The 8,083-nt window shown below is 71.7% G+C and carries 5 protein-coding genes; 4 read left to right on the forward strand and 1 reads right to left on the reverse strand.

The window, feature by feature from the left end; all coding sequences use genetic code 11:
• Nucleotides 1-38: 38 nt before the first annotated feature.
• The 3 genes from ACFWIW_RS04280 to ACFWIW_RS04290 are packed head-to-tail and all read left to right on the forward strand — an operon-like array spanning nucleotide 39 to nucleotide 3,240.
• On the forward strand, nucleotides 39-1,118 hold the full coding sequence (locus ACFWIW_RS04280) for a precorrin-3B synthase (protein ID WP_378367067.1): 1,080 nt from the start codon (nucleotides 39-41) through the stop codon (nucleotides 1,116-1,118).
• Nucleotides 1,115-1,738, forward strand: coding sequence for a precorrin-8X methylmutase (locus ACFWIW_RS04285; protein WP_016332061.1), 624 nt, complete (start codon nucleotides 1,115-1,117; stop codon nucleotides 1,736-1,738). Before ACFWIW_RS04280 ends, ACFWIW_RS04285 begins: the two co-directional genes overlap by 4 nt.
• The gene (locus ACFWIW_RS04290) at nucleotides 1,735-3,240 is read left to right on the forward strand and encodes a precorrin-2 C(20)-methyltransferase (protein WP_378367068.1); all 1,506 of its coding nucleotides are present in this window, start codon (nucleotides 1,735-1,737) and stop codon (nucleotides 3,238-3,240) included. Before ACFWIW_RS04285 ends, ACFWIW_RS04290 begins: the two co-directional genes overlap by 4 nt.
• On the opposite strand, the gene ACFWIW_RS04295 is transcribed toward ACFWIW_RS04290, so the two are convergent.
• Complete coding sequence (locus ACFWIW_RS04295; RefSeq protein WP_378367069.1) at nucleotides 3,231-3,860, reverse strand: LuxR C-terminal-related transcriptional regulator; 630 nt, start codon at nucleotides 3,858-3,860, stop codon at nucleotides 3,231-3,233. The genes ACFWIW_RS04290 and ACFWIW_RS04295 overlap by 10 nt on opposite strands.
• A gap of 94 nt (nucleotides 3,861-3,954) precedes the next feature.
• On the opposite strand from ACFWIW_RS04295, the gene ACFWIW_RS04300 reads away from it, so the two are divergent.
• Nucleotides 3,955-7,623 carry a hypothetical protein gene (locus ACFWIW_RS04300; protein WP_378367070.1) on the forward strand — a complete coding sequence of 1,223 codons (3,669 nt, stop codon included), beginning with the start codon at nucleotides 3,955-3,957 and terminating at the stop codon, nucleotides 7,621-7,623.
• The last annotated feature ends 460 nt before the right edge of the window (nucleotides 7,624-8,083 follow it).

The following is an 8,083-nucleotide window of genomic DNA, read 5'->3' on the forward strand; positions in this document are numbered from 1 at the left end:
ACATACTCTTGCTCGAAGGGGCCATCTACAGTGAGCGCATGTCCACGAGCGCACGTGTCCGAGCCGACGCGTGCCCTGGTGTTTTCGCCACGCACGACGCGGCCGACGGTCCGCTCGCCCGCGTCCGGCTGCCCGGCGGTGCCATCACCGCGGACCAGCTCAGGGCGCTCGCCGACGCCGCCGACGAGCTCGGGGACGGCGCCCTCCACCTGACCTCCCGCGGCAACGTGCAGCTGCGCGGCGTCACCCGGCCGGGTCTCGCGGGCAGGCTCGCCGCGGCCGGGCTACTGCCGTCGCCGTCGCACGAACGCGTCCGCAACATCCTCGCTTCGCCGCTGAGTGACACCGCGCAAAAGCTGGCGCCGGCCCTCGACAAGGCGCTGTGCGCGGCTCCTGAACTGGCCGAACTCCCGGGACGCTTCCTTTTCGCCTTCGACGGCGGCCGGGGCGACGTCGCCGGTGAGGGCGCCGACGTCTGCTGGCGCGACGGTGCCGTACTGCTCGCCGGCGAGGACACCGGCCTGCGCGTCAGCGCCGAGCACGCCGTCGAGACGTTGCTCGCGGTCGCGCGCGCGTTCCTTCGCACGAGGGGAACGGCCTGGCGGGTCAGCGAACTCGCCGACACCGAGCCGCTGCTCAGGGGCATCCCAGGCGAAACGGCGGAGCCGCGGGAGTTCGAGGCGAACCCGGGTCTCCCGATCGGGCCGATCGGCGACGCGGTCGGCGTCGCCCCTGTCTTCGGCAGGCTCACCTCGGCTCAGGCGCGCGAGATCGCGAAGGCCGGGGACGCCGTGGTCACCCCGTGGCGATCGATCCTGGTCCTCGGCACTTTGGCGGAGGACACGGGGCTGATCACCGATCCGGGCGCGCCCTCGCTCGGGATCAGCGCCTGCATCGGGCATCCGGGCTGCGCCAAGTCGCTCGCCGACGTGCGGGCCGACGCGGCGCGGGTCGGGCGGACCCCACGAGCCCATTTCGCCGGTTGTGAACGGCGCTGCGGAAAGCCCGCTCGCGAGCATGTCGACGTGCTCGCGACGGAAGACGGTTATCTGGTCGACGGGGCGTTCGTCCCGGTCGGCGAGCTGGCGAGAACGTTGGCGGAGAAAGGGACACAGTGATCGACTACATCCGGGACGGGGCCGAGATCTACCGGCATTCGTTCGCCACCATCCGTGAGGAGGCGGATCTCGCGATCCTCCCCGACGACGTCGCGGTGCTGGCCGTGCGGATGATCCACGCCTGCGGGATGGTCGACCTGGTCGACGATCTCCGCTACAGCCTGGACGTGGTGGAATCCGGCCGTGCCGCGCTCGAAGCGGGCGCGCCGATCCTGTGCGACGCGAACATGATCGCCTCCGGGGTGACCCGCAAACGTTTGCCTGCCGCCAACGAGGTGCTGTGCACACTGTCCGACCCGAAGGTGCCCGGCCTGGCCGAGCGGATGGGCACCACCCGGTCCGCGGCCGCGCTGGAGCTGTGGCGCGACAAGCTGCCCGGTTCCGTGGTGGCGATCGGCAACGCGCCCACCGCGCTGTTCCGCCTCCTGGAACTGCTCGAAGAGGGCGTCGGCGCGCCGGCGGCGATCATCGGTGTCCCGGTGGGCTTCATCGGCGCGGCAGAGTCCAAAGTGGAGCTCGCGAAGCGGGCGCCCGCCCCGTACCTGGTGGTGCACGGGCGACGCGGCGGCAGCGCGATGGCCGTCGCCGCGATCAACGCGATGGCGAGTGAGGTCGAATGAGCGGGCTCGGGAAACTCTGGGGTGTCGGGCTCGGGCCCGGTGACCCGGAACTGATGACGGTCAAGGCCGCCCGGTTGATCGGCGAGGCCGACGTCATCGCCTATCACAGCGCGCGGCACGGCCGGAGCATCGCGCGGTCGGTCGCCGAGCCGTATCTGCGGGACGGCCAGATCGAGGAGAAACTGGTCTACCCGGTCACCACCGAGACCACCGACCACCCCGGCGGCTACGAAGGCGCCATCGCCGATTTCTACGAGCTGAGCGCGAAACGGCTCGCCGAACACCTCGACGCCGGACGCGACGTGGTCGTGCTCTGCGAAGGCGACCCGTTCTTCTACGGCTCCTACATGTACATGCACGAACGGCTCGCCGACCGCTACGAGGCGACCGTGGTGCCGGGCGTGACGTCGGTCAGCGCTGCGTCGTCGGTGCTCGGCCGCCCGCTGGTGCAGCGCGACGAGGTCCTCACCATCCTGCCCGGCACGCTGCCCGCGCCGGAGCTCGCGCGCCGCCTGGCCGACACACAGGCCGCGGCGGTGCTCAAACTCGGCCGCACGTTCGGCAACGTCCGCGAGGCACTGGCCGAAGCCGGGAAACTGGACGACGCCTTCTACGTCGAACGGGCGACCTGGCAGGCGCAGCGTGTCGAGCCGTTCGCCGACGTCGACCCGGAGTCGGTGCCGTACTTCTCGCTGGCGCTGCTGCCCAGCCCGGCCTACGCGTCCCGGCTCGCCGACGAACCCGAAGTCACCCGAGAGGCGGAAACGCACACCGGTGGGGAAGTCGTGGTCGTCGGTCTCGGCCCGGCGGGCCCGGACTGGCTGACCCCGGAAGCGACCGCGGAACTGGCCGCGGCGGAGCACATCGTCGGCTACGGCCCGTACGTCGCGCGAGTGCCGCAGCGCGCGGGCCAGCAGCGGCACGCGTCGGGCAACCGCGTCGAGGCAGACCGCGCCGTCGAGGCGCTGGAGCTGGCCGCGAACGGCGCCAAGGTCGCGGTCGTCTCTTCGGGTGATCCCGGCGTGTTCGCGATGGCGTCGGCGGTGCTGGAGCAGGTCGCGGCCGGACACGGCGCGGGCGCACGGGTGCGGATCGTGCCGGGCGTGACCGCCGCGCAGGCGGCCGCTTCCCGGGTCGGCGCGCCGCTGGGACACGACTATTGCGTGCTTTCGCTGTCCGACCGGCTCAAACCGTGGGAGATCATCGAACGACGGCTCGACGCGGCGGGCGCGGCGGATCTCGTGCTCGCGCTGTACAACCCGGCGTCCCGCACGCGGACCACACAGCTCGCGCAGGCCCGCGACGTCCTGCTCCGGCACCGCGCGCCGGAAACGCCGGTGGTCGTCGCCCGTGACGTCGGTGGCCCCGAGGAGGACATCCGCGTGGTCACCCTCGGCACCCTCGATCCGGCCAGTGTGGACATGCGCTGCCTGCTGATCGTCGGCTCGTCGAAGACCCGCGCCGAGAACGGCGTCGTCTGGACACCGCGCACCTACGAGTGACGGCCGAGCCCGGCGTTCCGGGCTTGGGCGAGCAACACCTCCCGGTCGTCGATGCCTGCCTTCGCGTGGATCGACGTGACGACGTTGCGCACGGTCTTGGGCGCGAGCCCGAGCCGTCGCGCGACGGCCGGGATCGACAGGCCGCCCGCCAGGTGGTCGAGCACCTCGTGCTCACGCGGGGTCAGCCGCGGGAACGCCCGCATCGGCTGCGAAGCGGCCAGCAGACCGTAAAGCCGGTCCGCGGCGCGCTCGCCGAAGACGACCGCGCCCGCCGCGACCCCGCGGATGAACCGGATCAGGTCGTCGTGCCCCGCGCTCCGGGACAGGACGCCGCGCGCGCCCGCGAGCATCGCGGCGACCACGAGTTCGCCGTCGCCGGGCGGGGTCAGCACCAGCACGGCGGTGCCCGGCACGCGGGACGACACCTCGCGTGTGATGGCCAGCCCGTCGAGCGCGGGCGGATGGACGGACAGGACGAGGACGGCCGGGCGCAGTACGGTGGTGTGCCAGACCGCTTCCCGTTCGTCGGGGGTATGGGCGACCACCTCCAGCTCCGAAGACGCGGGCGGTTCGGGGACGCCCGCGAAGACCACGGTCACCGCATGGGTTCGAATCGGCACGCCATCGGTTGTAGCGCAGAACTTTTGTACAGTGTCCGGCCGTTTTCGGTGAACAATGTCCATTCGATAACGCTTCGATGGATCAGGGGGCCTGGTGCCGAGACGCGAGCGCCCGCTGGGGCCGGGCGACGACGTCGTCGTGAGCTTCGCGGCGGATCTTCGCCTGCTTCGCGAGAAGGCGGGCGGGCCGACGTACCGCGAGCTTTCGACCCGTGCGGGTTACTCGGCCGCCGCGCTCTCCGAAGCCGCGGGCGGCCGGAAGCTGCCGGGGCTCGCGGTCACGACCGCGTACGTCACCGCGTGCGGCGGCGACGTCCAGGCTTGGGAGGAGCGCTGGCGCACGGTCGCCGCCGGGCTCGCCGCGGCCTCCGGCGAACGCGACGAGACCGAACTCCCGTACCTCGGGCTGGCCGCGTTCCAGACGGCCGACGCCGACCGCTTCTTCGGTCGCGAGCGGCTGGTCGCCGAGCTGACCGGCAAACTCGCGGAACGACGGCTCGTCGGCGTCTTCGGCGCTTCGGGTTCGGGAAAGTCGTCCGTCCTGCGGGCCGGGCTGGCGGCGGTGAGCGAACGCCCCGTCGTCCTTCGCACGCCGGGGGCGCATCCTCTCGACGAGGACCTCGACGCCGAAGGGCGGCTGCTGATCGTCGATCAGTTCGAGGAGGTCTACACCCTCTGCCGGGACCGGCTCGAACGCGAGAAGTTCATCGACGCGCTGCTCGCGCTCTCCCGCGACGAGCACGGCACACGGGTCGTCCTCGGTGTCCGCGCGGACTTCTACGGTCACCTCTGCCGTCACGCCGGTCTGGTCGAGGCGCTCACCGACGCGCAGGTGATGGTGGGCCCGATGACCGCCGACGAACTCCGGACCGCGATCGTCGAACCCGCCGTCCGCGCGGGCTGCCGGGTCGAGGCGGCGCTGGTCACGACGCTCGTCGCCGACGCCACCGGCCAGCCGGCGATGCTGCCGCTGGTGTCGCACGCGTTGCTGGAGACCTGGCGGCGGCGGCAAGGGATCACGCTGACCAGCGCGGCGTACGAGGCGGCTGGCGGGATCCTCAACGCGATCGCGCGGACCGCGGAGGCGGTCTACACGGATCTGGAGCCGGACCGGCAGCGCGTCGTACGGCAGATCTTCCTTCGCCTGACCGCGCTCGGCGAAGGCACCGAAGACACGAAGCGCCGTCTCAACCGGCGCGAACTCGACGACGACCCGGCGACGACGGAGGTTCTCGAACGCCTCGCCGACGCGCGTCTGCTCGTCCTCGACCGCGAAGGCGTCGAGATCGCCCATGAGGCCTTGATCCGCAGCTGGCCGCGGCTGCGCGACTGGCTCGCGGAGGACCGTGAAGGGCACCGCTTGCACCGGCAGCTCGCCGAGGCGACCGAGCTGTGGGAGTCGCTGGATCGCGACAAGGGCAGTCTCTATCGCGGCACACGGCTGGGGCTCGCGGCCGAATGGGCCGAGCGTGAGCCGGACGTGCTGAGCGCGCGCGAGCGGAGGTTCCTTCAAGCCGGGCTCGACGCCGAAGCCGAGGAGGCCGCCATCGGCCGCAAACGGACGCGGAGGCTGCGAAGACTCGTCGCGCTCCTCGGCGTCCTGTTGCTCCTCGCGGGTGTCGCCGTCGGATACGCCGTCGACGCCGGGCGGACCGCCACCGACCAGCGGAACGTGGCGCTCGCGCGCAAGGCCGTCGTCGACGCGAAGGCGCTACGGGACTCGAACCCGGCGTTGTCGACCCAGCTCAGCCTCGCCGCCTACCGGCTCGCGCCGATCCAGGAGACCCACGACGGCCTGCTCACGTCCATGGCGGCACCGTTCGCCACCCGGATGGTCTTCGATCCCGGCGACGTCACCGTCGCGCTGAGCGGGCAGCTCATGATCACCTCCGACGCCTACCGGGCGACGCAGGTGTGGTCCATCGCCGACTCGCGGCATCCGGAGCTCTTGTCGACGCTGCCCGGCTCGGAGGAGGTCCGCGGGCCGTTGGCGTTCAGCCGCGACGGGCGCGCGCTGGCGACGGTCACCCGCGACCATCGCGTCCGGCTCTGGGAGCTGACCGACCCGCGGCGCCCGGTGCGGAAGGCGGACGTCACCGGGCATCGGGAGGTCGTGATCTCCGTCGACTTCGGTCCCGACGGCCGCACGCTCGTCACCGGATCGGACGACCGCACCGTACGGCTCACCGACGTCACCGACCTCGGCGCGCCGAAGCCGGTGGTGGTGCTCGGCGGGACCCCGGCCGCGCAACTCGCGCGCGCCGCCTTCAGCCCCGACGGCAAGCTGCTCGCGGTCACGAACACGAACTGGACCGCGGAGCTCTGGGACGTCACCGCCCCGTCCGCGCCGCGACGGCGTTCCGTCCTTTCCGGACACAAGGACCTTCAGCTCACGCCGTCGTGGAGCCCGGACGGCAAGCGGCTGCTCACCACCAGCTGGGATCGCACCGCGAAGCTGTGGGACGTCGCCGATCCGGCGGCGCCGCGGCCGTTGTCGACGTTGACCACCCCGGCCGTGGTCTGGGCGGCCGGGTTCAGCCCGAGCGGCAGGCTGGTGGTGACCGCGGGGGACGACCAGTCCGTGCGTCTTTGGGACGTCACGGGGACGGCGAAGGAACTGCCGCCGCTGTCCGGGCACACCAACTCCATCTGGTGGACCGCGTTCTCACCGGACGGCAAGACCATCGTGTCCACCAGCGCCGACCGCACCGTCCGGCTGCAGGACGTCGGCGAACTCGCGCTGGCGTCGAGCGCGGGCTGGAACGTCGGCACGTTCCTCGAACAGGGGCGGATCCTCGTCACCTCTGGGGACGACGTGCGGCTCTGGGCGATGGACGATCTCCGCGCCCCGAGACAGCTTTCGAAGCTTCCCGGTCTCGCGACCGTCACCGCGGTCGCCGTGAGCCCGGACCGGCGGAGTCTCGCGCTGGCGGCGCACGCCGGTGCCGGGGTGGCCGGGACTTTCGTGCTGCAGCGCTGGGACATCAGCGATCCGGCGGCGCCGAAACAGCTGGCGTCGACCGAGGTCCTGCCGACCTACTCGCTCGCCTTCAGCCCGGACGGGAAGACCTTCGCCTCCGGCCGCGACGACGGGCCGATCCAGCTCTGGGACGTGAGCGATCCCACCCGGTTCGCCGCGCCGCGGGATCTGCCGGTCGGCGACGGCACGGTGTGGTCGCTCGCGTTCACCCCCGACGGACGGACACTCGCGGCGAGCCAGGGGCCGGATTCGTCCGCGGTGACCCTGTGGGACGTCGCCGACCCGCGACGGCCCAGCCTGGTGTCGACCCTGCGGCCCGACAGCGGCGCCGTGTTCAAGATGGCGCTCAGCCCCGACGGTCGCACGGTCGCCGCGGGCAGCACCGACCGGAACGTCTACCTGTGGGACATCACCGATCGCGCGCACGTCGCGCCGCCGGTGAAACTGGGCGGCCATTCCGAGGGCGTCGGGCCGCTCGCGTTCGGCCCGGACGGCCGGGAACTGGCGGCTTCGGCGTTCCGGACCGTGCGCGTCTGGGATCTGGCCGACCCGCGGAAGCCGGTGGAGACGGCGCAGCTCACCGGTTTCGCCGCGACGGTCAACTCGCTGGCGTACCGGGACGACGGGCATACGCTCGCGATCGGGAGCAGCGGTGTCCAGCTGTGGCAGACGGACGCCGAACGCGTGGGTGAGGAGATCTGCGGGCTGGCGACGCCGAGGATCACGAGGGAAGAGTGGGAGAAGTACTTTCCGGGGCTCGACTACGCGCCGCCGTGCGGCTGACGACCGTCCAGGAGGCCCGTGAGGCAAAGGTGCCGGGTGCGGTGGGCGGTCCGCTCATGGCGATGGCGGGTGATGAGCTGGACAGCGGGGGGTTGCGGACCGACGTGCGAGCTCACCCCGGTGCGGAATGTCCACAAGAGACACATCGCGCCGAATGCGTGCCCGATTGGTGCCGAAATGTCCGGTCCCAGCGGGGGTCGTGAGTGGTAAAGAGGGCTAGAACGACCATTGTCACTCACGACCCCGTCGCAAAACGCCCTAATCGGGCACGCTCGCCCCGAAAGTGTCCCCTGTGGACAGTCGAGGGGCGTCAGGTCACTGAGCCCTCTCCGTCACCACCTGATCAGCGGATGGACGACTTGCCCCCGCCGACGTTGCGAAAGCCACGCCCACCCGGAAACGTTAGAAAATGGGATTAGCAAACGCGCCCGAGCGCGGTGAAGGAGGGCCCGCCGGGGGC

Origin of the sequence: Amycolatopsis sp. NPDC058340 (assembly GCF_042723975.1) — a bacterium.
Taxonomy (GTDB): Bacteria; Actinomycetota; Actinomycetes; order Mycobacteriales; family Pseudonocardiaceae; genus Amycolatopsis.

Excerpts from the sequence above, each read along its gene's own strand:
- ACFWIW_RS04280 (WP_378367067.1), top strand. The coding sequence starts at position 39 with ATGTCCACGAGCGCACGTGTCCGAGCCGACGCGTGCCCTGGTGTTTTC.
- ACFWIW_RS04290 (WP_378367068.1), top strand. The coding sequence starts at position 1,735 with ATGAGCGGGCTCGGGAAACTCTGGGGTGTCGGGCTCGGGCCCGGTGAC.